Origin of the sequence: Bradyrhizobium sp. CSA112, assembly GCF_029051645.1 — a bacterium.
Classification (GTDB): Bacteria; Pseudomonadota; Alphaproteobacteria; order Rhizobiales; family Xanthobacteraceae; genus Bradyrhizobium.
Map to the genome: position 1 here is coordinate 24,906 of NZ_JAACFS010000015.1, position 21,114 is coordinate 46,019.

The following is a 21,114-nucleotide window of genomic DNA, read 5'->3' on the forward strand; positions in this document are numbered from 1 at the left end:
CGTTGATGCGGACGACACCGTCTGCATTCCCTTGGCCACACGGCGCGTTCGGTCGAATCGCCAGATATCCGGATTTTTTTATGGCGCGTGACCAGATCGATATGACGCCGCTGCAATCACGTGACGAACTCGTCGCGTGGCTCGAAGCCGGCATCAAGCCGCCGTCCGAGTTCCGCATCGGCACCGAGCACGAGAAGACCCCGTTCACGCTGGAGGGCCGTCAGCCGGTGCCCTACGAAGGCGCGCGCGGCATCGGCTCGCTGCTCGAAGGCATGCAGCTCCTGCTCGGCTGGGAGCCGATCATGGAGCAGGGCAACATCATCGGGCTCTATGACGTCACCGGCGGCGGCGCGATTTCGCTGGAGCCGGGCGGCCAGTTTGAGCTGTCCGGTGCGCCGGTCGAAAACGTGCACCAGACCCAGTCCGAGCTGATGGCGCATCTGGCGCAGGTCCGCGAGATCGCGACGCCGCTCGGGATCGGCTTTCTCGGGCTCGGCATGACGCCGTCCTGGTCGCGGGAGCAGATTCCGGTGATGCCCAAGGGCCGCTACAAGATCATGACCAACTACATGCCGAAGGTCGGGAACTACGGCATCGACATGATGTACCGGACCTGTACGGTGCAGACCAATCTCGACTTCTCCTCGGAGGCCGACATGGTCAAGAAGCTGCGCGTGTCGATTGCGCTGCAGCCGGTGGCGACCGCCTTGTTTGCCAATTCGCCGTTCACGGAAGGCAAGCCCAACGGCTTCCTGTCGTTCCGCTCCGAGATCTGGCGCGACACGGATAATGCGCGCTCCGGCATGCTCCCCTGGGTGTTCGAGGACGGCATGGGGTTCGAGCGCTGGGTCGACTACGCGCTCGACGTGCCCATGTATTTCGTCAAGCGCGGCGAGACCTATATCGACGTCGCCGGCTCGTCGTTCCGCGCCTTCTTCGAGGGCCGCAACAATTCGCTTCCCGGCGAGCGTCCGACGTTGTCGGACTGGGCCAACCACCTGTCGACGATTTTCCCGGAAGTCCGCCTCAAGCGTTATCTGGAAATGCGCGGCGCCGACGGCGTGCCGTGGGGCCGGCTGCCGGCGCTGCCGGCGTTCTGGGTCGGCCTGTTGTACGACGACGACAGCCTGAACGCGGCCTGGGATCTGGTCAGCCACTGGACCGCAGCGGAGCGTCAGGCGTTGCGTGACGACGTCCCGCGCCTCGGCTTCAAGGCCAGGATCAAGGATCGTTATTTGTTCGAAATCGCCAGGGAATGCCTGAAGCTGTCGCATGCGGGCTTGCGGCGGCGCAACCGCGTCGACCATTCCGGCCGCGACGAGAGCCGCCACCTCGAACCGCTCGAACGGATCCTCGAATCGGGCCGCACGCCGGCGGAAGAAATGCTGGACAAATTCAACGGCGGCTGGGGCGGTTCCGTGGAGCCCGTCTATCAGGAATACGCATTTTAATTGAATGGGTTGCTTCGGTTTTGGGCCGTTCATCCGCCGTACAGGTTGATGGCGCTCAAATGACGGCCGGCTGGAGCATGATCTCCGCGCAAACGCGTTTTCGCGTTTGTCGCGAGGGAAAATCGCTTGCGGTTTTCCGAAACGATCATGCTCAAATCAAAAGGGCTGGAGCGGGACGGCGATTCGAAGAAGCGTCATCCCGCGCTTAAAACGCGTATGCGAAAGCAACTGCAAATGAGGTCTGTTCGCCTGCTCGGGGCGTGTATGGTGACGCTCGCCTTTTTGGCGGCGGCCCTCGGCGCGCGCCCGGCGCTGGCGCAGGCCAAATTCGACCGCCCTGGCGGCGACTATCTCAGCGCCCCCGTGATCTCGGGCGATCCGGCGGAATGCGCGCTGGTGTGCGAGCGCGACCGGCGCTGCCGCGCCTGGAGCTTCAACTATCCGACCGACCTCGCCAACGGTGCGGTGTGCTGGCTCAAGAGCAACGTGCCGGCGCGGGTGCAGAGCGGCGATTGCTGCGTCTCCGGCGTGCGCGGCGCCGGCGTGGTCGAACGGCGCAACGACACCATCGAAACCTCGATCGACCGCTTCGGCGGCGATTACAAGAGCTTTGATCTCAAGAGCGGCGATGGCGGCGACGACGCCTGCAAGGCCGCCTGCGCCGCCGACAACAAATGCCGCGCCTGGACCTATGCGCGGCCTGGCTACGCCGGCAAGGAGGCGCACTGCTTCCTGAAGAAAGACATCAAGCCGCCGCGGCGGAAGGCCGGGTTCACGTCGGGCGTGGTGCGGTAGCCGCGACATTCACCGCTGTCGTCCCTGCGAACGCAGGGACCCATACGCCGTGGCTTCTCGTTTTGGCACTGGGGCAGTTGCCTGCGTAACAACAACGGCCGGTGGCTATGGGTCCCTGCGTTCGCAGGGACGACGGCGCTTGTTACGGTTCCTCATCCGCCGGCAACACCGTAATTTCCGGCCACAGCGCCTTCCATCGCGCAGCCTTCGCTGCGTAATTCGCCGCCGAAAAATTCGCGCCCGGATTGGGCCGTACGACCAGTGCGGCGACATCGTCATAGCCGTTCGGCGCGTACACTTCGTAAGCCTCGCGCGTGCGGCGGATTCCGATCTGCGTATTCTTGGTCAGGAAGCGGTCGATACCTTCCGTCGAACAACGCAGCTCGGGGTAGGGCAGGCCATGCTTGTCCGGGTACCAGAGATGAACCCGCGCCTGGTTGCGCGCCTCGACCGCGATGCCGCGTTTGGCAAGGCGCTCCGCAAGCGTGCGGATGACGGCGTCTTCCGCTTCCCACGACGTATCGGGATCGAAATAGAACACATCGTAATCGTTGATGCCGTAATCGACCGCGCGCTTGGTCAGCACGTTCCACACTGTCTGCACCAGGCACCCGGAGACCAGCCACGCATCCGGCAGCGCGAGCCGAAACAGTTCTTCGGTAATGATTTCGTTGGTGGGATTGCGCAAGGCGACGGTGAGGAATTGGTCTTTATTCATAGGCGCCGCCGTAGGGTGGGCAAAGCGAAGCGTGCCCACCATAGTCTGAATCGCAGGCAAGATGGTGGGCACGGCGCAAGCGCGCCTTTGCCCACCCTACAAATTCGTGTCGAACTCCTTCAGCGCCTTCTTCGACGCCAGCGTGCGCCAATGCCGCCGCAGGAACGGCTCGACGGTCGCGCGCTCGGCTTTCGACAGGCGGATCAGCACCATCGGATAATCGCGGTAGTGATCGGTGAAGTAAAACACCTTCGGCTGGCTTTCCACCAGCATCGCGCGCTCGTCCTGCGGCACGCCCGGCATCACCAGGCTGTCGCCGTCTTCCTTCAGCCGCGCCAGCATCTTCTTGCGTACCTTCAGGGCCGGCGTGCCGTAGGAGGTGCCGTCCTCGACCTCAGGCCAGGCGAGCGCGAATTTTCGCAACTCATCGAAGGTCACGTGTTTGCTCCCTCACCCTGAGGAGCGCGCACTCGCGCGCGTCTCGAAGGGCCACGGACGTTCCGGGCCTCATGGTTCGAGACGCGCGAAGAGCGCTCCTCACCATGAGGGTCGACATCAATGCACGGAGGTGAAAAACCGTGCCAGCCGGAAGCCCGACAGCCAGGTCCATATCGGCTGGCTGCGCATGCCCAAATCCCAGGAGCCGACCACGGCATCAGCCCGGCCGATCAGATTGTCGATCGGTAGCAGGCCCACGCCGCCGTCACGCACCGCGACGCGGCTGTCGGCGGAATTGTCCCTGTTGTCGCCGAGCACGAACAGGTTGCCCGGCGGCACCGTCACTTCGGGCGTGTTGTCGAGCCGGCCGTTGTCGCGCATCTTGAAGATCGCGTGGCTGACGCCGTTCGGCAGCGTCTCGATGAATCGATAGGCCCGCTCGGTGTTGCCGCGATCGTCTTCGGCTTCGCCCATCCCGTCGGGCTTCAACGCCGCCGCATGATCGTTGACGAAGAGCTGGCCCTGCCGCATCTGGATGCGGTCGCCCGGCAATCCCACCACGCGCTTGACCCAGGCCTGCGAGCGGTCGCCCGGCCAGCGGAACACGACGACGTCGCCGCGCTTGGGCGTGTCGCCGAACAGGCGGCCGGTTTCCGGCAGCGTGATCTGGATCGGCAGCGACGCCGCGCCGTAGCCATAGGGAAATTTCGAGGCTACCAAGGCGTCGCCGATCAAGAGCGTCGGCTCCATCGAACCGGACGGAACGTAAAACGGCTCGGCAATCGCGCCCTTGGCGACGAGAACGACGGCGACGATGGCCACGAGCTGGACGGCTTGGCCGCGCCAGCTCACCGGTTTGGCCGCGGGCAGTTGTTTCTCCTCGCTCACCAGCTTTTCGTCGCTCACTAGCCCGTTCCTCCGACCGTGATCTTTTCCATCCGCAGCGTCGGCTGGCCGACGCCAACCGGCACGCCCTGGCCGTTCTTGCCGCAGGTGCCGATGCCGGTATCGAGCGCCAGATCGTTGCCGACCATGGTGATGCGATGCAGGTCGGTCGGCCCGTTGCCGATCAGCATGGCGCCTTTGAGAGGCGCGCCGAGCTTGCCGTTTTCGATCTTGTAGGCCTCGGTGCACTGGAACACATATTTGCCGGAGGTGATGTCGACCTGGCCGCCGCCGAAATTCGCGGCATAGATGCCGTTCTTCACCGACGCCAGAATCTCCGCCGGATCGCGGCTGCCCGCCAGCATGTAGGTGTTGGTCATGCGCGGCATCGGCACATGGGCGTAGCTCTGGCGGCGGCCGTTGCCGGTCGGCTTCATGTTCATCAGCCGCGCGTTCTGCCGGTCCTGCATGTAGCCGACGAGAATGCCGTCCTCGATCAGCACCGTGCGGTTGGTCGGCGTGCCCTCGTCATCGATCGACAGCGAGCCGCGCCGCGAGGCCATGGTGCCGTCGTCGACGACGGTGACGCCCTTGGCCGCGACCTGCTTGCCCATCAATCCCGCGAAGGCCGAGGTCTGCTTGCGGTTGAAGTCGCCTTCGAGGCCGTGACCGACAGCTTCATGCAGCATCACGCCGGGCCAGCCGGCGCCCAGCACCACGTCCATTTCGCCGGCAGGGGCGGGGACCGATTCCAGATTGACCAGCGCCTCGCGGATCGCGCCGTCGGCGGCCTCGCGCCACGCCTTGGTCTCGATGAAGCGCGCGTAACCTTCGCGGCCGCCATATCCCTTGCTACCGCTTTCCTGGCGGTCGCCTTGGCCCGCGACCACCGAAATATTGACCCGCACCAGCGGGCGGATGTCGCGGTAGCTCTCGCCGTCGGGCCGCAGGATTTCCACCACCTGCCAGGTGGCGCCCAGGCTGATCGAGGCCTGCCGCACCCGCGGATCCTTGTCGCGCACATAGGCGTCGATCTCGGCCAGCAGCTTCACCTTGGCCTCGAACCCCGGCGCATCCAGCGGATTCTCGTCGCCATAGAGCCGCACATTGGTATGTGGCGGGGCTGCGGCAAAGTTGCCGGTGTAGCCGCCGCGTACGGCGGCGACCGCATCGGCCGCGCGGATCAGCGCCGGCAAGGACACGTCGGACGAATGCGCGTAACCAACCGCGTCATCCTTCACCGCGCGCAGGCCGAACCCCTGCGAGGTGTCGTAGGTCGCCTGCTTCAGCCGGCCATTGTCAAAACCGAGCGCTTCGGTCTGGCCATATTCCAGGAACAGTTCGCCGTCGTCGGCTCCCGCCAGCCCCCGCGCGATCTCGCGTCGGACGGCATCGCGGTCGAGGTTGGCGCGATCGAGCAGGGAGGTTGTGGCAAGATTGGTCATCAAATCAGTCCGTTGTCGGAGGGGCACATTCAAGATAGTGGTTTCCAGGTCATTCCGCGAGGGGCGGGATCAACACGTTGCCGAGACGATGACTGTCGTTGAAATTGTTCCGATAACGCAAAATCATATCGAAAGCTTTCATCGAGCTCTCGATTTTGTCGCGCGGGAGCGACACTATCTCGCGTTTCTGGAAGCTCCCTCGCTTGAGTCGACGCGGGCCTTCGTTCTCAACAATATCAAGCAAGGTTATCCGCAACTGGTCGCGGTGTCAGCCGACCAGGTGATTGGCTGGTGCGATATTGTGCCCAACCCAAGGCCGATTTACGCCCATGTCGGCGTTCTCGGCATCGCGCTTCTGCCGGAATTCCGGCGGAAGGGAATAGGCGGGCGTTTGATGCGGCAGACGCTCGACGCGGCGCGCGACTTTGGACTGCGCCGGGTCGAACTGACGGTTCGGGAAAGCAACGCGGTCGCGATCAGGCTCTACAGGAAATTCGGGTTTGAAATCGAAGGGCTGCAGCGCAACCGCATTCTCGTCGACGGCGGCTACGAAAACCTGGTCCTCATGGGGATGCTGTTTTAGGGGCCTCTGCCTTACGGCAGCTTGTCATATCCTTTGCCAGCTCCTTTGCCAGCAGCGTTTGGACCGGGCTCCAGCCTGCCATGGGTATTGGCCCATCGGGACAGTTCGTCGAACACGGGCTTCAAGTCCCTCGCCGCGGGCGTCATTTCGTATTCGACGCGCGGCGGCACTTCCGGAAATACCGTGCGCTTCACCAGGCCTTCGTTTTCGAGATCGCGCAGCTGCGTGGTCAGCATATGCTGCGTCACGTCGGGGATTGCGCGCCGCAATTCGCCGAACCGTCGCTTGCCGTCGACCAACTGCCAGAGGATTTCGCCCTTCCACTTGCCCGAAAGCACGCGCAACGCGCGCTGAAGCTGCGGCGCGGCCGGGCATTCGGACGGTGCGGGCCCATTAGTCTGCTTTTTCATACTAGACCAGAAAAATCATCCTTCTTGTCAATTTCATCTTAGTCCCGAATTTTGGTTTTGACACCCCCTTGGGGTTTCCTTGCCGGCGGACGGCGCTGCTGTCCGCCGCCGCTTTCACCAATCCGGGAGTTCTCGATGTCGACGATTGTTGCGCCTGCCAGACCGTACTGGACGTCTGCTGCCCTGTGGTTCGTCAGGGGATTACTTGCGCTCGTCTTTGTGGCGGCCGGCGGTGCGAAGCTCTATGGCGTCCCCATGCTGGTCGAGAATTTCCAGCACATTGGGCTTGGGCAATGGTTTCGCTATGTCACCGGCGGGCTGGAAATCATAGGCGCGATCCTGCTGCTGTTACCGCACAAGACGGTGCTCGGCGCGCTGCTACTGATCTGCATCATGGTCGGCGCAGTGATCACCCATTTGTTCATCATCGGCGGTTCGGCGATGCCGGCCATTGTGCTGCTGGCGCTGAACGCTGTGGTCGCCTATGCCGAGCGTGGCCAGATCTCATCACTTGCCAAGACTTCGCCTGCCAAGACTTTGCCTGCCAAGACTTCGTGAAGCTGCCGATGCGCCCTTCTCGCCGTAAATTGACGACTGCCGTGGGGTTGATCCTGGCCTTCGCGGTGCCGCTGACCGTGACCCTGTTCCTGACAGGATCGGAGCCGGCTGCCTCGAAGCCGCAGACGAAGCCGGCTACGGTTCGGATGCATCGGCTGGTGCTGCCGATCAACACCGATGACCCCACCACGATGAGGGCGTTGATCTCGACCTCGCTCAACCTTCCGAAATACTACCAGGAGCGGAACGAAGCGTTCACGATCGAAGTCATCGCCTACAACGCCGGCGTTCACATGCTCCGCGCCGATACCTCACCGGTGAAGGACATGCTGCGCGTACTCAGGACGGTCAATGCGAACATCCGTTTCGTGGTCTGCGAGGCGACCAAGCTCGGCATGGAGCGCCAGGAGGGGCGTCCGATCACGCTGATCGACGATGTAGAACTCGTGCCGAGCGGACCTGGACGCATCATCGAATTGCAGGAAGCCGGTTGGTCCTACATCCGATCGTGACCGTGGCGTTTTCTTATCTGCGGTAGAAAACGCGTCAAAAAAACCTGGAGCTTCGGTTCTGATTCAATCAGAACCGAAGCTCTGGGATCAGACCTGCACAGCGGAGCACCAGACATGACGTCGTATCGCAGTCCGAATCGCCGCACCTTGGTCGCGGGGATGATGGGGGCGGCGGCCTCGCTCGCGATGCCGGCGTTGCCGGGTCGCGCAGGGACCGGCGGACCGCCGCCATTCGCAACCGCCAGGCATCAGTTCACGGAGGTTCGCGGCGCGCGCCCGGTCCCAGCGGTGCCAATTCCTCGCCTTGGCGGAGGCGCGCTCGAATTGCCGTCCTTCCGCGGCAAGGTGGTGCTCGTCAATTTCTGGGCGACCTGGTGCCCGGCCTGTCGCACTGAATTGCCGATACTGGATCGGCTCGCAGGAAGCGGCCGCGCCGACCTCGCGGTCGTCGCCGTCACGACCGACCGCGATCGATCGCTCGTCGCGCCCTTCGTCAAGAAACTGAAGCTTCGCCATCTCGCGATCGGTTTCGATCCCGGCGGACTAGTGGCGCGTGCCGGCGCACGCGACGCTATCGACACCCCGTTCGCGCTTTACGGCATGCCGATTTCCTTCCTGCTCGGTGTCACCGGGCAAGTCGAAGGCTACATCACCGGTGAAGCGGATTGGCTGTCCACTGAGGCCGGCCGATTGTTCGATTACTACGCCAGCGCCGGCGCGGGTGGCTAAGGCGAAGCCGGCTTTGAGGCCGCTCCGGTGGCTCACGGCAGCTTGTCGTACCCCTCGCCAATCCCGTTCAGGCTGAGCGGAAACCCGATACCCTCTTCCGGGGTCTCGAAGATGATAAAAGTCGCCGTTTTGGCCGTCCGAAGCTGCCCGAGCAGCTTCTCGTCCATCACCACCTCGGCCACGCAGCCATTGGGCAGGCAGCGGACAAAACCGGCGCGGCCGACGTCCTGATTGTCGAGCTTCAGGCCAAGGCCTGAGGGCAGCAGCACGCCCAAGGGCGCCACCACCCGCATCAGCTTGCTCTTCTGGTCGGCGGTTTTCAGCACGATCACGGTGAGGCCGGCGTTGGAGCGGTCCTCGGCGACCACGCTCTGGATCAGGGCGCATTGCTCGGCTTGCGCGCCCGGCGGGGTGTCGCAGCGGATCTGCCAGTCGCCATGGACCGACCGCACCGCTCCTTGCGCGCTTGCAGCCTGGGTCAGGCCAAGCAGGAATGCCGCGGCGAGCAGGCCGCCGAGCCAGCGGGCCGGTTCCAAGCCAAGTCCCTTTTGCTGCTTCCCCACCTGATGTTTCGAACGCCCCATCCGGGTCGATCCTCTCACGATTTCCGGCAGCGCCGGCGACACTTCCGGCCACGCCGGCAGCACATTGTAACTGGACTTGCCCGGACTGATACGCAATGACGGCGCCTTGAAGGCAACCGAGAGCCAATCCACGCCGTCGAGGACCTTCGTCTGGGCCACGCGCGAATCAGGTCGCTCGGGAGCGCCGTGAATGTGCCTACATCCGGCAATCGGGCTGTCAAGCGGCGCAGCCTCGCAAAACGGCGGGTTTTGCCTGATTTGCCAGGAAAATCCGACCTCCGGCGAATAGCAGGTGACGCATGGCTTTGCGCCCCACTACTGCATTGCGAGAGCCTGAGAATTATGGTTTGAGAAGCTGGATTTCGACGCGTTCTAACGATCTGGCCCAGGGTACTGTAGCAATACCGTTGCAGGTACTTTTGTAGGTGTACTTCCAAAAGTACCTCCGGTAGGCCGTTTGTGAGGGCGGATCGTGCGGCATTCCCGGCTATTCGGCGGGAGTGCTTTGGGGACTTATTCAAAGGAGCGCGAGCGGCATGAAGATGTCGAGTGGCCAGATGGGCCGGCGGTTGCTGGGGTTGGCGGTGGCGGGCATGGCGCTCGCGGCCGGCGGGGCGGCTTTGGGGGCGCAGCCCAAGCCGTGGGAAATGACGCTGCAGGAAGCCGCCACGCCGGTGATGGAAAACATCATCAGCTTTCATAATTTGCTGCTGGTGATCATCACGCTGATCACCCTGTTCGTGCTGGCGCTTCTGGTCATCGTGGTGGTGAAGTTCAACGCCAAGGCCAATCCGGTCCCCTCCAGGACCACCCACCACACGCTGATCGAGGTGGCCTGGACGCTGATTCCGGTGCTGATCCTGGTTGCCATCGCGGTGCCGTCGTTCCGCCTGCTGTTCCAGCAGCTCGACATTCCCAAGGCCGACCTGACCGTCAAGGTCACCGGCAAGCAGTGGTACTGGAGCTACGCCTATCCGGATAACGGCAAGTTCGAATTCGATTCGCTGATGGCGCAGGACAAGCAGCCGCGCCTGCTCGGCGTCGACAACGAGATGGTGGTGCCGGTCAACAAGGTGATCCGCGTCCAGACCACCGGCGCGGACGTGATTCACGCGTTCGCGGTGCCGGCGTTTGGCATCAAGATCGACTCGATCCCCGGCCGTCTCAACGAGACCTGGTTCAAGGCGACCAAGGTCGGCATGTATTACGGCCAGTGTTCCGAACTGTGCGGCAAGGACCACGCCTTCATGCCGATCGCGGTGCGGGTGGTGGACGAGCAGGAATTCGCGGCCTGGGTTGAGGCGGCGAAGAAGAAATATGCGACCAACCCGGCGAACACGTTCGCTTCGGCTGGTGGTCAGGCCGCGCAGTAAGGCGCGGCCAAGCTAAGGGACAAGGGCGACGGGACCTGAAAAGGTCCGAAAAGGGACTGCAAGGCAGGATTTCAAAATGGCAACGACCGCTGCGACACACCACGATCACGCCCAAGGACACGGACATGATGACCATGCGCATGCCAATCCGACCGGATGGCGGCGCTGGGTCTATTCGACGAACCATAAGGACATCGGCACGATGTACCTTATCTTCGCGATCTTCGCGGGCATCATCGGGGCGGCGATGTCGATCGCGATCCGCATCGAGCTGATGTATCCCGGCGTCCAGTTCTTTCACGAATCCCACACCTACAATGTGTTCGTGACCTCGCACGGCCTGATCATGATCTTCTTCATGGTGATGCCTGCGATGATCGGCGGCTTCGGCAACTGGTTCGTGCCGCTGATGATCGGCGCGCCCGACATGGCGTTCCCGCGCATGAACAACATCTCGTTCTGGCTGCTGCCGGCCTCCTTCGCGCTGCTTTTGATGTCGACCTTCGTCGAGGGTGAGCCGGGCGCGAACGGCGTCGGTGCGGGCTGGACCATCTACGCGCCGCTGTCGACTTCGGGCCATCCCGGGCCGGCGGTCGATTTCGCGATCCTGTCGCTGCATCTGGCCGGCGCTTCCTCGATTTTGGGCGCCATCAACTTCATCACCACGATCTTCAACATGCGCGCGCCGGGCATGACCCTGCACAAGATGCCGCTGTTCGTCTGGTCGATCCTGGTGACGGTGTTCCTGCTCTTGCTGTCGCTGCCGGTGCTGGCCGGCGCCATCACCATGCTGCTCACCGACCGTAATTTCGGCACCACCTTCTTTTCCGCCGACGGCGGCGGCGATCCGGTGCTGTTCCAGCATCTGTTCTGGTTCTTCGGCCACCCCGAAGTGTACATCCTGATTCTGCCCGGCTTCGGCATGATCAGCCAGATCGTTTCCACCTTCTCGCGCAAGCCGGTGTTCGGCTATCTCGGCATGGCCTACGCCATGGTCGCGATCGGCGGCATCGGCTTCGTGGTGTGGGCGCACCACATGTACACGGTCGGCATGTCGTCGGCGACGCAGGCCTATTTCGTCGCTGCCACCATGGTGATCGCGGTGCCGACCGGCGTGAAGATCTTCTCCTGGATCGCCACGATGTGGGGCGGCTCGATCGAGTTCCGCACGCCGATGCTGTGGGCGATCGGCTTCATCTTCCTGTTCACGGTCGGCGGCGTCACCGGCGTCGTGCTGGCGAACGCCGGCGTCGACCGCGTGCTGCAGGATACCTACTACGTGGTCGCGCACTTCCACTACGTGCTGTCGCTGGGCGCGGTGTTCGCGATCTTCGCGGGCTGGTACTACTGGTTCCCGAAGATGTCCGGCTACATGTATTCGGAAACCATCGGCAAGCTGCACTTCTGGTTCACATTCATCGGCGTCAACCTGGTGTTCTTCCCGCAGCACTTCCTCGGCCTGTCGGGCATGCCGCGCCGTTATGTCGACTATCCGGATGCGTTCGCCGGCTGGAACCTGGTGTCCTCGCTCGGCTCGTACGTTTCGGGCTTCGGCGTGCTGATCTTCATCTACGGCGTGGTCGACGCCTTCATGCGCAAGCAGGCGGCCGAAAACAATCCGTGGGGCGCCGGCGCCACCACGCTGGAATGGACGCTGACGTCGCCGCCGCCGTTCCACCAGTTCGAAGTGCTACCGCGCGTGCAGTAAGGCAAACCGCGGCGCGCTCTTGAAGAAAGGCGCGTCGCACTCTTTAGGGAAAACGAGTCCATCGTGTCGGTTGTCGATCACCACGCCGTCGAGCTTGGCCCTCGGATTTCCGAGGCCGAGGTCGGCGACTACATCGCGCTGCTGAAGCCGCGGGTGATGTCGCTGGTGATCTTCACCGCGCTCGTCGGCTTCTTCATTGCGCCGGTCCATGTCCATCCGGTCATCGCCTTCACCTCTATCCTCTGCATTGCAGTCGGCGCCGGTGCCTCGGGCGCGCTGAACATGGCCCTGGAAGGCGACATCGACGCCAAGATGACGCGAACCGCCAACCGGCCGATCCCGCGCGGACGCATCACCCCGCCGGAGGCTATGGCGTTCGGCCTGACGCTGGCGTTTTTCTCGGTGATGACGCTCGGGGTCCTGGTCAACTGGCTGGCCGGCGGACTTCTGGCGTTCACGATCTTCTTCTACGTGGTGATCTACACCATGTGGCTGAAGCGCTGGACCGCGCAGAACATCGTGATCGGCGGCGCCGCGGGCGCGCTGCCGCCCGTCGTGGCGTGGGCCGCGGCCACCGGCTCGCTGTCGATGGAGCCGGTGCTCCTCTTCCTCATCATCTTCTTCTGGACCCCGCCGCATTTCTGGGCGCTGGCGCTGTTCCGCAGCGACGACTATGCCCGCGCCGGCGTGCCGATGCTTCCCGTCGTCGCCGGGCCCGATGCGACGCGGCTGCAGATCCTGCTTTACACGAGCGTGCTGGTCGCGATTGCGGCTGCGCCCTGGCCGCTCGGCTATTTCGACGCGGTCTACGGCCTCACTTCGCTGATGCTCGGCGCCGGCATGATGTGGCTTGCCATCGAGGTCTACCGCTACCGCGAGGGCAAGCAGGCGCTGCGTGCGACGCGCCGGCTGTTTGCCTTCTCGATCCTTTATCTGTTCGCGCTGTTTGCGACGCTCCTGCTCGAGGTCGTGGCCGGCGCTGTCATGCCTTTGATGATCGGGTAGGGGGCGCATGGGACGCGAATGGACGACAATCGCAAGCCAGATGGAATCGTCCTCACCGAGGCGCAGAAAAGAAGCCGCCGTCACCGCTCGATCGCCATTGCGCTCGCGCTCGGCGTCCTCGTCGTACTGTTCTTCGCGGTCACCATGGTCAAGGGACCGGGCGTTCTCGTCCGGCCCATGTGATCTTGAAATGTAATTTGATCTTTGATGTAGCTGAGATGGAAAACAATCCGCAAATGCGCGAGGGAGTGGAGGGGAGCGGCAAGACCGCTTCGCGCCGTACCCTGACGCGCGATGCGGTCGTCGCCTCGATCTGCGGCTTCGTCGTGGTCTTCATGGTCGGCGCGTCCTATGCCGCCGTGCCCTTCTACAACTGGTTCTGCCGCGCCACCGGTTTCAACGGCACCACTCAGGTTGCGACCTCGGCACCATCCGACGCGCCGCTGGCGCGCAAGATAGCCGTGCGGTTCGACGCCAATGTTGGCCCCGGCCTGCCCTGGAAATTCGAGCCCGAGCAGAACGAGATCGAGGTTCGGATCGGCGAAGTCGTCACCGTGTTCTATACCGTGACCAACCAGGCCGCGCGCGCTACCACGGGCGTTGCGGCCTACAACGTCGCGCCGCTGACGGTCGGCGCCTATTTCCAGAAGATCAACTGCTTCTGCTTCACCGAACAGACCATGGGCCCGGGCGAGAAGCGCGAGATGCCCGTGGTGTTCTATGTCGATCCGCAGCTTGCCAAGGACAGCGAGAACGACGCCCTGAAAACGATCACGCTGTCCTACACTTTCTATCCGGTGCGCGATCCGGCGCCGAAGCCGCTCGCGGCCGGCGAAGGCGACAAGCGCAAGGGAAACCTGTAACGCGAAACTTGTGACGAGAAACCTGTGAATGCCGGATACCGTATCTAACGGGATTTCGGGATTGAAATTTGAGACGAATATGTGCCGAAGGGAACGGCACATCTAACGGAGAGACCGCAATGGCGACGGCGCACGCGAAGCACCATGACTACCACCTTGTCGATCCGAGTCCGTGGCCGGTGGTCGGCTCGATCTCGGCCTTCATCATGGCAGTGGGCGCGATCGCCTGGATGCACAAGATGTTCGCCGGTGCACCGGTCGTTTTCGGCATCGGCACCATCGGCGTGCTCTACACCATGGCGAGCTGGTGGGGCGACGTAATCCGTGAAGCCCAGTACAAGGGCGACCACACCCGCGTGGTGCAGATCAGCCACCGCTACGGCATGATCCTGTTCATCGCCTCCGAGGTGATGTTCTTCGTCGCCTGGTTCTGGGCCTTCTTCAATTCCGCGCTGTTCCCCGCCGATGCGGTTCATGCCACCCGCGACGCGGTGTTCGGCTGCGGTCCGGGCACGGCGATGGGCGCCTGCCCCGTGCCGGGCACCTGGCCGCCGAAGGGCATCGAGACCTTCGATCCCTGGCATCTGCCGCTGCTCAACACGCTGATTCTGCTGACCTCGGGCACGACAGTCACCTGGGCGCATCACGCGCTGCTTGAGAACGACCGTCAGGGCCTGAAGTACGGCCTGATCCTCACCGTGCTGCTCGGGGCCGCCTTCACCGGCGTGCAGGCCTATGAATACGCCCACGCCACCTTCGGCTTCTCCGGCAACATCTACGGCGCGACCTTTTTCATGGCGACCGGCTTCCACGGCTTCCACGTGCTGGTCGGCACCGTGTTCCTGCTGGTCTGCCTGATCCGCGCCTATGCGGGCCACTTCACCCCGAAGCAGCACCTCGGCTTCGAATTCGCTGCCTGGTACTGGCACTTCGTCGACGTGGTGTGGCTGTTCCTGTTCATCTGCATCTATGTATGGTTCCGCGGCGCGGGGCCCGTGGCCGGGCACTGATGCGAGGCTAACGTGCTACAAGGGGCGGTCGGAAGGACCGCCCCTTTTTCTTCTTCCTTCTCCCCTTGTGGGAGAAGGTGGCGCGCAGCGCCGGATGAGGGGTCTGTCTCCGCGGATAGAGACCCCTCACCCGTCTCGAATGAGCTTCCGCTCATTCGATCCACCCTCTCCCACAATGGGAGAGGGGAAGGAACGAGTATGACGCCTGATCAATCACCCACCCTCACCCAGAGCGCGATACGCGGCATCGCCTGCCGCTGCCCGCGTTGCGGCAAGGGCAAGCTCTATGCGGGCTTCCTCGACCTGCGTCCGAATTGCGAAGCTTGCGGGCTCGACTACGCCTTCATCGATGCCGGCGACGGGCCTGCGATCTTCATCATCATGCTGGCGGGCGCCATCGTCGTCACCGCCGCGCTGATCGTCGAAATCAAGTATCAGCCGCCGTTCTGGCTGCATGCGGCGCTGTGGCTGCCGCTGATCCTCGCGACCACGCTTCTGCCGCTGCGCTCGATGAAGTCGCTTTTGATCGCGCTGCAGTTCCATCACAAGGCGGCGCCAGGCCGGCTGATCGACCGCGAGCCGAAATGACCAGCCTGCAGTCGCGGCGGCGGGCGGTCACCGGCTTTGCTATTTTCACGCTGGTTATGGTGGCGGTCTTCGCCGGCCTTGGCATCTGGCAATTGCAGCGCCGGGTCGAGAAGCACGCCCTGATCGCCAGGCTGAACGAACGGCTTGCGGCTGCGCCCGGCGCGCTGCCGCCGCAATCGCAATGGGAGGCGCTGACGCCGGCTAAAGACGAATTCCGCCGTGTCAGCTTTACCGCCACCTACGCGCCGCTGCCGGACGCGATGGTCTACAGCGCAGGCTCCGCGGTTCGCGACGACGTCACCGGCCCCGGCACCTGGGCCTTCCTGCCGGCGCAACTCGCCGACGGCAGCACCATCGTCGTCAATACCGGCTTCGTGCAGAACACGATGCAGGACCGCGCCCAGCAGGATCGCGCCGCGAGACCGCTCATCACCGGTGACCCGGTGCAACTCACCGGCTACATTCGTTTTCCCGAAAGCGCTGCTGCGCTGACGCCACCGGAGAGCGCGGCAAAACGGCTCTGGTTCACCCGCGATCATCTTGCGATGGCGCGCGCGCTGGGCTGGGGTGAGCGCGGCAAGGCCGTCGCGCCGTTCTATGTCGATCTGGAAACGCCCGTGCCCGAGAGCGGCATTCCAAAACCCGGCCCGCTTTCCGTGCATCTCAAAGACGATCACCTGCAATACGCCATCACCTGGTTCACGCTGGCGTTTGCGGTCGTCATCGCGTTCGGTGTGTGGTGGCGCGGGCAGCGGCGCGGCTAAAGTTCCCCCCGTATTCACCCGGACTAGCTTGTCGGAACCTTTGTTCCGCACAATCGTTTGAGTTCCACGGTGCGTTCCAGACAATAGGCCGTTCAGTGTCCATTCACGATGATCGCCATACTCCCTCACCAGCGTCAGCGCTCAGGACAAGGTATAGCGACATGGATAGGATCGCGGGCTTGGCAGAAGATTTCGATCAGGTAGCGTTGGTGATCGACTGGCTGGACGCGTGCCGGAATCGCGACCTGGCGGCATTGCTCGACCTCCACGCCGACGACGCGACGCTCGAATGTCGCTGCGGTGGGGTCAAGGTCAGCGAAGGCCGCGCCGAGCTCGAATCCTACTGGCGGCCGCGCCTCGATGCGCTCGCGCCCGCCGCATTCGGGCTGGAGGAAATCACGCCGACCGCCGAGGGCGTCGTGCTGGATTATCTGAGCCACGAAGGCAAACCGGTCCGCATCGTGTTCACCTTTTCACGCGACGCCAAGATCCAGCGGACCGCCTGCGCGCCGACGGGGCCGGCGTTGCGTCAGGAGGTTGCCGACGTTGCGGACTAGGCCGGCTGACCGTTAGCTCTGTTGTGCGCCTCGCGCATCTGAGGCGGAATCTCCCGCGGGCAGCCGGCAACGAACGCAAGTGCGCCCTGCCTCGCGCAGCAGTTCAAGCGTCCCGCTCAGCGCCCGAACGCGCTCCAGCATTCCCGTCAATCCCCGGCCGAACACCCGATCCGCCGGAAAGCCGACGCCGTCGTCGGATACTTCCACGGTCACTTCGCTGTCGTTGATTGCTGTCGCAACGTGCATCGAGCTCGCTTTGGCGTGGCGAAGCACATTTGTCACCGCCTCCTGGATCACGCGATAGACCGTCTGCGACAGCAGGCCATCGACCTCGTTCAGATCAGCGTCGATCTGCGACGTCACTTTGAGGTCAGGCGCCTGCACCTTCACGTTCTGCAGCAGCGTCTGGATACTCTTCTCCAGGCCGAGCTCCTGGATGTAGAGCGGCCGCAGCCGGTCGAGGATGCGGCGGTTCGCCTGCTGCAATGTTTCGACCGATTGCAGAATGCCCTCGGCGGCGTTCTTCAGCTCCGCCTCGCCGGACGGGACGGATTCCAGCAGCGCCACCGTGTTGGCGCGGATCCCGAACAGCAGCGGCCCGAGCTCGTCATGAAGCTCGCGCGCCATGTCCTGCCGCTCGTCGTCCTGCAGCGACACGATCCGGCGCAGCAGGCTGCGGTTGTCCTGGCTGAGACGATTGAGGGTACGGGCAAGTTCGTTGGCTTCCTGCGAGCTCTTGCGGATCTCGGGCGGACCGGCGGGGAGAATCTGCTGCTCGTAGTCGCCCGTTCGCATTCTGGTCAGGCCGTCGCCCAGCGTTTGCAGCGGTCGCAACGCGGAGCGCGCGGTGAAATGGGCAATGATCCCCGTCAACAGCATCAGGGTGATTCCGGAGCAGATGATCGCCAGAAATCCGATCCACTTCTCGTAGATGTCGGCGGACATGTCGGGCGCAAATACAATGTCGCCGACCTGCTTTCCCTCGATCATCACGGGGAAGGCGGCTTTGAATTCGGGGATGGCGATGAGGCGGACGAACCAGTCAGGCACCGTTCCCAAGGGGGTCTGCACCTCGGGAGGATGGACATCGAGGTCGGTGCCGAGGCGGCGAAACCGGATTGCCTCGGAGCTTCCCAGCGATTGCACGAATGCATCGAGCGTTGCTTGTGGATTGGTAGAGGTCCGAAGCGCTCCGTTGAGCGCAGCCGCCACCGCCTTTGCCGAGCGAGCGGCCGGTTCGACTTCTTCCATAAGTTGCGTCGGAGCAAAGATCCGGAGCGAAATGCCGCCGACCAGCAGAGCGGCCACGAACATCAGGCCGAGCGGCAGCCATAACCGCGTTCGAAGAGAAAGCCTTTCCCACATTATAAGTATTATAGCCCCCGCAACCCAAGATTTCTCTTTTCAAATATTGCCAACCGCTTATTTATTCCCAAGGGGATGGATGATGCAAAATACTGCCAAGTCGGCAACGAAGGTCCTGATCGTCGACGACCACCCGGTGGTCCTGTCGGGTTGCCGGTCGCTGTTTGCGTCGGACAATACCGTGAAGATCGATGAGGCCACCGATGCCAAGTCCGGCCACCGCGCCTACGTGGCAAAGCGGCCCGACGTCACAGTCATCGATATCAAGCTTCCCGATGTTTCCGGCTTCGAACTGATGCGGCGCATCCGCAAGGATGATCCGGACGCCAGGATCATCATGTTCAGCATGAATGACGATCCGGCGTTCGTGGTTCGTGCCATCGAGATGGGGGCGCAGGGTTATGTCTCGAAGGGCGACGATCCAAGGATGCTGGTGAAGGCCGTCCGCAAGGTGGCCGCGGGAGACAATTTCATTTCTCCGCAACTGGCGGAGGCGGTGACCTTCTCGGGCGCTTCGATCAAGGCCAATCCGGCATCGCAAATGACGGCGCGCGAATTGGAAATTCTGCGCCTATTGGGCCGCGGCGACAAGATTGTCGAAGTCGCCGACGCACTGGAGATTTCCTACAAGACGGTGGCCAACACCACCTCGCTGCTCAAGCAGAAGCTCGGCGCCAAGAACCATTCAGATCTGATCCGGATCGCGGTCGAGATGGGGCTCGGCTGACCGCAGGCCGAACATACTCTTTCACCGCTCTTTAAATCCCCGAAGCGGCCGCGCCTCGATGGCGCGACCGTTCGTATCGCTGCCATTCGCATCTCGTCCGGGCAATGGGAATGACGAAAGCGAACGCAGCGAAAGCCTTACCAGCGGCGATGGTGACGCCATTTGTGGTGACCGCGGCCTCTGTACCATCCGTAATGATGACCGCGTCCGCGGTGCCAACGTCCATGACCGCGCCCGCGCCCATGCTTGACCTCTATCACTCCGCCATCCGGCGCGGCCATCGGGGCAATGCCCAGCCGGGCGGAAGCGGATACGGTCATGGCCAGCGAAGCAAGCAGCGCAGCAGCAATCAGAACGAAACGTCGCATCTGGTTCTCTCCCCATCGCGTGATCGCGACGAGGCACAAGTTCCCGAGGAATGGGTTTGTTCCCCGGGGGTAAAACTAAACCCTCAGTGTGATATTCGAGCAATACCAGGGCTTGCGTTCTCAGGGCAGAAGCTGGGAAAAAGCGGCAATATGCTTCGTGGCCGATTTGCTGGAGAACCGAATGGCTGACCCGGATATCGTGGAGACCGCCTGCACCCGGGCGTGGAGTGTCTACCTCTTGATCAACAGGGGGCTCGACGAGAACGACGCACGGCGTGCGCTGTTGAAGCGCTTCATTCGGAAGCGCTGGGAGGCCGGCAACAGCGAGGCCGAGTTTCTGGCGGTCGAGGGCCTCAAATACCTCAAGAGTTTGGAAGAATCCACGCGGGATTAGGGCGGCGCTGGCATCGGGACTACGGGCCGGGAAAAAATGGAACAATCGGTTTCCTCAGGAGTTGCCTGTTGGATCGAGTCTGAAACCGGCCATGAAAATCATGAAGGTCTGCACAACTCAGTGACGGACCCTTCCAGGAGAGAGGGCTGCAGCACTGCTGCGGCCCTTTTATTTTTCATTCGTCCAGCGCGGTTGCGCAGCGACGCTCCTCAGCCCCGGTAACGCAGCGCGTCGACCAGCACGGCAAAGGCGGGGGCAACCTGGCGGCGGCTCGGATAATAGAGATGATAGCCTGAAAAGGGCGGGCACCAGTCGGTGAGCACGCGGACCAGCCGCCCATCGGCAACGTGCGGCTGCACCTGGTCTTCCGGCAGATAGGCGAGGCCGAGCCCCGCCAGCACCGCGTTCATCCGCAGCGCAATGTTGTTGAACACCAACTGACCCTCGACGCGGACCCTCAAGGCGCGTCCGCGCTTTTCGAATTCCCAGGCGTAGATTCCGCCATAGGTCGGCAGGCGGATATTGATGCAGCGATGGGCCGTCAGGTCCTGCGGCTTGGCGGGCTTCGGATGAACGGCGAAATAGGACGGCGTGCCGACGACCACCATGCGGAAGTCAGGTCCGATGCGCACTGCGATCATGTCCTTTGCGACCTCCTCGCCGAGGCGAACGCCGGCGTCGTAACGCTCCGCGACGATGTCAGTGAAGCCATAGTCGATGTTCACCTCCACCTTGATATCAGGATATCGCGGCAGCAGTTTCGACAGCGCGGGTCAGAGGATCGTCGTGGCCGAATGTTCGGCCGCGGTGATGCGAATGGTGCCGGCCGGCTTGTCGCGCAGTTCGGTCAGCGCGGAAAGCTCGGCATCGATCTCCGCAAGCTTCGGCGCCACCGTTCGCAGCAGGCGCTCGCCGGCCTCCGTCGGCGCAACGCTCCGGGTGGTGCGCGTCAATAGCCGCAGGCCGAGCCGCTCCTCCAGTCCGCGGATCGTATGGCTGAGCGCGGATTGTGAAACATCGAGCTGCGCCGCCGCCCGGGTGAAGCTCCTTTCACGCGCGACCACCAGGAACGCGAGGAGATCGTTGATGTTCTGGCGCGCCATTCATGAATCCATTTCATAAGTGCAAGCTGATTATAACATCTAATCGAAGCGCCGGGCAGCTATTAGCCTCTGCAGACCGGTCATCACGGTCTCCCGCCTCGCTCTTTGAAACGTGAACGCCGGGCAGGAACAGCCGAAACGTGGCGCAGTTACGGATGCTTGATGCGGACCACGACATGGT

The 21,114-nt window shown here is 63.1% G+C and carries 25 protein-coding genes and 1 pseudogene; 18 read left to right on the forward strand and 8 right to left on the reverse strand.

The annotated features are described in order from the left end of the window. Positions 1-80 precede the first annotated feature (80 nt). Together GWE18_RS23250 and GWE18_RS23255 are read left to right on the forward strand one after the other, a co-directional pair. Positions 81-1,451 (forward strand): glutamate--cysteine ligase, encoded by a 1,371-nt coding sequence (locus GWE18_RS23250; RefSeq protein WP_275188035.1) that lies wholly within the window; start codon positions 81-83, stop codon positions 1,449-1,451. A gap of 234 nt (positions 1,452-1,685) precedes the next feature. Further along, on the forward strand, positions 1,686-2,246 hold the full coding sequence (locus GWE18_RS23255) for a PAN domain-containing protein (protein WP_057849346.1): 561 nt from the start codon (positions 1,686-1,688) through the stop codon (positions 2,244-2,246). A gap of 142 nt (positions 2,247-2,388) precedes the next feature. Here GWE18_RS23255 and GWE18_RS23260 read toward each other — a convergent pair whose 3' ends face one another. The 4 genes from GWE18_RS23260 to tldD form a co-directional block, all read right to left on the reverse strand. Further along, positions 2,389-2,964, reverse strand: coding sequence for a nucleotidyltransferase family protein (locus tag GWE18_RS23260; protein ID WP_275188036.1), 576 nt, complete (start codon positions 2,962-2,964; stop codon positions 2,389-2,391). A 96-nt stretch (positions 2,965-3,060) separates the two neighbouring features. Further along, a complete protein-coding gene (locus tag GWE18_RS23265; RefSeq protein ID WP_275188037.1) occupies positions 3,061-3,402 on the reverse strand; it encodes an MmcQ/YjbR family DNA-binding protein in 342 nt (113 codons plus the stop codon). A 117-nt stretch (positions 3,403-3,519) separates the two neighbouring features. After that, a complete protein-coding gene (gene lepB / locus GWE18_RS23270) occupies positions 3,520-4,290 on the reverse strand; it encodes a signal peptidase I (RefSeq protein ID WP_275188151.1) in 771 nt (256 codons plus the stop codon). Positions 4,291-4,307: 17 nt separating this feature from the next. Continuing rightward, entirely contained in the window at positions 4,308-5,732 is a 1,425-nt protein-coding gene (tldD, locus tag GWE18_RS23275; protein ID WP_275188038.1) for a metalloprotease TldD, read from the reverse strand. Positions 5,733-5,820: 88 nt separating this feature from the next. Here tldD and GWE18_RS23280 point away from each other — a divergent pair, with 88 nt between their 5' ends. Then, positions 5,821-6,315: a GNAT family N-acetyltransferase gene (locus tag GWE18_RS23280; RefSeq protein WP_275188039.1), complete on the forward strand. Its 495-nt coding sequence runs from the start codon at positions 5,821-5,823 to the stop codon at positions 6,313-6,315. 11 nt (positions 6,316-6,326) lie between these two features. Here GWE18_RS23280 and GWE18_RS23285 read toward each other — a convergent pair whose 3' ends face one another. Further along, the gene (locus tag GWE18_RS23285; RefSeq protein ID WP_275188040.1) at positions 6,327-6,725 is read right to left on the reverse strand and encodes a helix-turn-helix domain-containing protein; all 399 of its coding nucleotides are present in this window, start codon (positions 6,723-6,725) and stop codon (positions 6,327-6,329) included. 135 nt (positions 6,726-6,860) lie between these two features. Here GWE18_RS23285 and GWE18_RS23290 point away from each other — a divergent pair, with 135 nt between their 5' ends. The 3 genes from GWE18_RS23290 to GWE18_RS23300 all read left to right on the forward strand — a co-directional run bounded on the left by GWE18_RS23290 (position 6,861) and on the right by GWE18_RS23300 (position 8,524). Further along, positions 6,861-7,283 (forward strand): DoxX family protein, encoded by a 423-nt coding sequence (locus tag GWE18_RS23290; protein ID WP_275188041.1) that lies wholly within the window; start codon positions 6,861-6,863, stop codon positions 7,281-7,283. 8 nt (positions 7,284-7,291) lie between these two features. Next, positions 7,292-7,795 (forward strand): DsrE family protein, encoded by a 504-nt coding sequence (locus GWE18_RS23295; protein ID WP_275188042.1) that lies wholly within the window; start codon positions 7,292-7,294, stop codon positions 7,793-7,795. A 114-nt stretch (positions 7,796-7,909) separates the two neighbouring features. After that, on the forward strand, positions 7,910-8,524 hold the full coding sequence (locus GWE18_RS23300) for a TlpA disulfide reductase family protein (protein WP_275188043.1): 615 nt from the start codon (positions 7,910-7,912) through the stop codon (positions 8,522-8,524). A 32-nt stretch (positions 8,525-8,556) separates the two neighbouring features. On the opposite strand, the gene GWE18_RS23305 is transcribed toward GWE18_RS23300, so the two are convergent. Beyond that, the gene (locus GWE18_RS23305; RefSeq protein ID WP_275188152.1) at positions 8,557-9,108 is read right to left on the reverse strand and encodes an invasion associated locus B family protein; all 552 of its coding nucleotides are present in this window, start codon (positions 9,106-9,108) and stop codon (positions 8,557-8,559) included. A gap of 536 nt (positions 9,109-9,644) precedes the next feature. Here GWE18_RS23305 and coxB point away from each other — a divergent pair. The 9 genes from coxB to GWE18_RS23350 all read left to right on the forward strand — a co-directional run bounded on the left by coxB (position 9,645) and on the right by GWE18_RS23350 (position 16,976). Next, complete coding sequence (gene coxB, locus GWE18_RS23310; RefSeq protein ID WP_275188044.1) at positions 9,645-10,481, forward strand: cytochrome c oxidase subunit II; 837 nt, start codon at positions 9,645-9,647, stop codon at positions 10,479-10,481. Positions 10,482-10,557: 76 nt separating this feature from the next. Then, positions 10,558-12,189: a cytochrome c oxidase subunit I gene (ctaD, locus tag GWE18_RS23315; protein WP_275188045.1), complete on the forward strand. Its 1,632-nt coding sequence runs from the start codon at positions 10,558-10,560 to the stop codon at positions 12,187-12,189. A gap of 63 nt (positions 12,190-12,252) precedes the next feature. Next, positions 12,253-13,194 carry a heme o synthase gene (locus GWE18_RS23320; RefSeq protein ID WP_275188046.1) on the forward strand — a complete coding sequence of 314 codons (942 nt, stop codon included), beginning with the start codon at positions 12,253-12,255 and terminating at the stop codon, positions 13,192-13,194. An 18-nt stretch (positions 13,195-13,212) separates the two neighbouring features. Then, positions 13,213-13,377 (forward strand): hypothetical protein, encoded by a 165-nt coding sequence (locus GWE18_RS23325; RefSeq protein WP_057849328.1) that lies wholly within the window; start codon positions 13,213-13,215, stop codon positions 13,375-13,377. Positions 13,378-13,430: 53 nt separating this feature from the next. Further along, on the forward strand, positions 13,431-14,057 hold the full coding sequence (locus GWE18_RS23330) for a cytochrome c oxidase assembly protein (protein ID WP_275188047.1): 627 nt from the start codon (positions 13,431-13,433) through the stop codon (positions 14,055-14,057). Positions 14,058-14,176: 119 nt separating this feature from the next. After that, positions 14,177-15,067, forward strand: coding sequence for a cytochrome c oxidase subunit 3 (locus GWE18_RS23335; protein WP_275188048.1), 891 nt, complete (start codon positions 14,177-14,179; stop codon positions 15,065-15,067). Between the two features lie 198 nt (positions 15,068-15,265). Beyond that, positions 15,266-15,655 (forward strand): DUF983 domain-containing protein, encoded by a 390-nt coding sequence (locus GWE18_RS23340; RefSeq protein WP_275188049.1) that lies wholly within the window; start codon positions 15,266-15,268, stop codon positions 15,653-15,655. Further along, entirely contained in the window at positions 15,652-16,419 is a 768-nt protein-coding gene (locus GWE18_RS23345; RefSeq protein WP_275188050.1) for an SURF1 family cytochrome oxidase biogenesis protein, read from the forward strand. Before GWE18_RS23340 ends, GWE18_RS23345 begins: the two co-directional genes overlap by 4 nt. Before the next feature lie 179 nt (positions 16,420-16,598). After that, positions 16,599-16,976, forward strand: coding sequence for a nuclear transport factor 2 family protein (locus GWE18_RS23350; protein ID WP_275188051.1), 378 nt, complete (start codon positions 16,599-16,601; stop codon positions 16,974-16,976). A 12-nt stretch (positions 16,977-16,988) separates the two neighbouring features. Here GWE18_RS23350 and GWE18_RS23355 read toward each other — a convergent pair whose 3' ends face one another. Beyond that, positions 16,989-18,341: a histidine kinase gene (locus GWE18_RS23355; RefSeq protein ID WP_275188052.1), complete on the reverse strand. Its 1,353-nt coding sequence runs from the start codon at positions 18,339-18,341 to the stop codon at positions 16,989-16,991. Between the two features lie 82 nt (positions 18,342-18,423). Here GWE18_RS23355 and GWE18_RS23360 point away from each other — a divergent pair, with 82 nt between their 5' ends. The 3 genes from GWE18_RS23360 (at position 18,424) to GWE18_RS23370 (ending at position 19,830) form a co-directional block, all read left to right on the forward strand. Continuing rightward, on the forward strand, positions 18,424-19,068 hold the full coding sequence (locus GWE18_RS23360; RefSeq protein ID WP_275188053.1) for a response regulator transcription factor: 645 nt from the start codon (positions 18,424-18,426) through the stop codon (positions 19,066-19,068). Positions 19,069-19,178: 110 nt separating this feature from the next. Then, entirely contained in the window at positions 19,179-19,625 is a 447-nt protein-coding gene (locus GWE18_RS23365) for a hypothetical protein (protein ID WP_275188054.1), read from the forward strand. Continuing rightward, positions 19,618-19,830: a hypothetical protein gene (locus GWE18_RS23370; protein WP_275188055.1), complete on the forward strand. Its 213-nt coding sequence runs from the start codon at positions 19,618-19,620 to the stop codon at positions 19,828-19,830. Before GWE18_RS23365 ends, GWE18_RS23370 begins: the two co-directional genes overlap by 8 nt. 209 nt (positions 19,831-20,039) lie before the next feature. Here the strand turns inward: GWE18_RS23370 and GWE18_RS23375 are convergent. Beyond that, positions 20,040-20,933: pseudogene (locus GWE18_RS23375) on the reverse strand (LysR family transcriptional regulator). Positions 20,934-21,114 lie beyond the last annotated feature (181 nt).

Bases quoted from the DNA above. Each gene is read 5' to 3' on its own strand.
- GWE18_RS23250 (WP_275188035.1), top strand. From the start codon at position 81: ATGGCGCGTGACCAGATCGATATGACGCCGCTGCAATCACGTGACGAA.
- GWE18_RS23255 (WP_057849346.1), top strand. From the start codon at position 1,686: ATGAGGTCTGTTCGCCTGCTCGGGGCGTGTATGGTGACGCTCGCCTTT.
- GWE18_RS23260 (WP_275188036.1), bottom strand. From the start codon at position 2,964: ATGAATAAAGACCAATTCCTCACCGTCGCCTTGCGCAATCCCACCAAC.
- tldD (WP_275188038.1), bottom strand. From the start codon at position 5,732: ATGACCAATCTTGCCACAACCTCCCTGCTCGATCGCGCCAACCTCGAC.
- GWE18_RS23280 (WP_275188039.1), top strand. From the start codon at position 5,821: ATGACTGTCGTTGAAATTGTTCCGATAACGCAAAATCATATCGAAAGC.
- GWE18_RS23285 (WP_275188040.1), bottom strand. From the start codon at position 6,725: ATGAAAAAGCAGACTAATGGGCCCGCACCGTCCGAATGCCCGGCCGCG.
- GWE18_RS23290 (WP_275188041.1), top strand. From the start codon at position 6,861: ATGTCGACGATTGTTGCGCCTGCCAGACCGTACTGGACGTCTGCTGCC.
- GWE18_RS23295 (WP_275188042.1), top strand. From the start codon at position 7,292: ATGCGCCCTTCTCGCCGTAAATTGACGACTGCCGTGGGGTTGATCCTG.
- GWE18_RS23300 (WP_275188043.1), top strand. From the start codon at position 7,910: ATGACGTCGTATCGCAGTCCGAATCGCCGCACCTTGGTCGCGGGGATG.
- GWE18_RS23305 (WP_275188152.1), bottom strand. From the start codon at position 9,108: ATGGGGCGTTCGAAACATCAGGTGGGGAAGCAGCAAAAGGGACTTGGC.
- coxB (WP_275188044.1), top strand. From the start codon at position 9,645: ATGAAGATGTCGAGTGGCCAGATGGGCCGGCGGTTGCTGGGGTTGGCG.
- ctaD (WP_275188045.1), top strand. From the start codon at position 10,558: ATGGCAACGACCGCTGCGACACACCACGATCACGCCCAAGGACACGGA.
- GWE18_RS23325 (WP_057849328.1), top strand. From the start codon at position 13,213: ATGGACGACAATCGCAAGCCAGATGGAATCGTCCTCACCGAGGCGCAG.
- GWE18_RS23330 (WP_275188047.1), top strand. From the start codon at position 13,431: ATGCGCGAGGGAGTGGAGGGGAGCGGCAAGACCGCTTCGCGCCGTACC.
- GWE18_RS23335 (WP_275188048.1), top strand. From the start codon at position 14,177: ATGGCGACGGCGCACGCGAAGCACCATGACTACCACCTTGTCGATCCG.
- GWE18_RS23340 (WP_275188049.1), top strand. From the start codon at position 15,266: ATGACGCCTGATCAATCACCCACCCTCACCCAGAGCGCGATACGCGGC.
- GWE18_RS23345 (WP_275188050.1), top strand. From the start codon at position 15,652: ATGACCAGCCTGCAGTCGCGGCGGCGGGCGGTCACCGGCTTTGCTATT.
- GWE18_RS23355 (WP_275188052.1), bottom strand. From the start codon at position 18,341: ATGTGGGAAAGGCTTTCTCTTCGAACGCGGTTATGGCTGCCGCTCGGC.
- GWE18_RS23360 (WP_275188053.1), top strand. From the start codon at position 18,424: ATGCAAAATACTGCCAAGTCGGCAACGAAGGTCCTGATCGTCGACGAC.
- GWE18_RS23365 (WP_275188054.1), top strand. From the start codon at position 19,179: ATGACGAAAGCGAACGCAGCGAAAGCCTTACCAGCGGCGATGGTGACG.
- GWE18_RS23370 (WP_275188055.1), top strand. From the start codon at position 19,618: ATGGCTGACCCGGATATCGTGGAGACCGCCTGCACCCGGGCGTGGAGT.